The sequence below is a fragment of the Streptomyces sp. NPDC004542 genome (genome assembly GCF_040610035.1).
Taxonomy (GTDB): Bacteria; Actinomycetota; Actinomycetes; order Streptomycetales; family Streptomycetaceae; genus Streptomyces.
In genome coordinates this window covers 1-1,318 of sequence record NZ_JBEXLP010000219.1, presented here as the reverse complement: position 1 = coordinate 1,318, position 1,318 = coordinate 1, and the positions used below count along the sequence as shown (strand labels likewise).

General features: G+C 66.5%; 1 protein-coding gene. It reads right to left on the bottom strand.

The genetic code is table 11. The features are described from left to right. Window positions 1–32 precede the first annotated feature (32 nt). Window positions 33–1,249, bottom strand: a protein-coding gene (locus ABZX30_RS38190) for an IS3 family transposase (RefSeq protein WP_355943073.1) whose coding sequence is annotated in 2 segments (ribosomal slippage) — window positions 33–934 and window positions 934–1,249 — 1,218 coding nt in all. Because the reading frame shifts where the segments join, the coding sequence is not laid out codon by codon here. Between the last annotated feature and the right edge of the window lie 69 nt (window positions 1,250–1,318).

The window sequence follows — 1,318 nt, the reverse complement described above, 5'->3', positions numbered from 1 at the left end:
GGGGGCTTCCCCCGAAGCGTGGACACCGTTTGCTATGCGGCAGGGGCCAGCGTAACCGATCGCTGTTCGAAGGCGATCGGACTGATGTAGCCAAGCCCCGAGTGCCTGCGTCGTGTGTTGTAGCGGGTGACCCACCGGAACACTGCGAGGCGGGCCTCACGAGCACCTGACCAGCTTTTCTTTCCCCGGAGGGTCTCTCTCTTCAGGGTTGCGTTGAAACTCTCCGCGGCGGCGTTGTCCGCGCTGGTGCCGACCGCTCCGCGCGAGCGGATCACTCCGAGCCGACTGCACACCTTCGCGAACTCCTTCGACGCGTATTGCGCCCCGTTGTCACTGTGGAAGACCGCCCCGTCGAGACTGCCGCCCCGGGTGCGGGCGGCGGCGTCGAGCGCGTCGGTGACCAGCTCGGTGCGCATGTGGTCGGCGATCGACCAGCCCGCGAGCCGCCTGGAATGCAGGTCCAACACCGTTGCCAGATAGAGGAATTGGTCATCTCCGACGGGCAGATACGTGATGTCGCCGACATACCTGGTGTTCGGCTCGCTCGCGGTGAAGTCGCGCCGCAGCAGGTCCGGCACCGGAGCCGCTTCCGGCTCGGGGATCGTGGTGCGGACCTTCTTGCGCAGGTGCACGCCCTGGAGGCCGATGCGGCGCATCACCCGCTCGACGCGCTTGTGATTGACGTCGATGCCGGCGGCCTTCAGCTCGGCGGTGATGCGCGGGATGCCGTAGGTGCCGTCGGACTCCTTGTGGATCTCCCGGATCCGCCGCGCGAGACGGGCGTACTCCCGGGCCCGCGCCATGCGGGCCGGGGCGGCCTTCAGCCACCGGTAGAAACCGGACCGGGAGACTTCCAGGACCCGGCACAGCCGCTTGACGCCGAAGGCGCCTCGATAATCATCAACGAACTGGAAACGGCTCACCAGTTGGTCTCGCCGGCGAAATACTTCGCGGCCCTCCGCAGGATCTCCCGTTCGGTTTCCAGCTCCCTGATCCGGGCCCTGAGCTGCTTGTTCTCTTCTATCAGCACATCCTCGGAGGTTACCTCGGCAGTCTGTGCCGCCCGCGGCGAGCCGCTGGTGCCAGCCGCGTGGCCCTTGCGAGCCCGCTCGGTGCGCACCCAGTTCCGCAGCGTCTCCCGGCTGATCCCCAGGTCCTTGCCGACGCCCTCGAACGTGTTCTTCGGGTCCGACAGATACAGCGCGACAGCGTCCGCCCTGAACTCCGCCGAATACACCTTCATCACCATGCGTGACATCTCTTCCTCTGGACCCTCAAGGTCCAGTGTCCAAGGTGTCCACGCTCAGGGGGAAAGCCC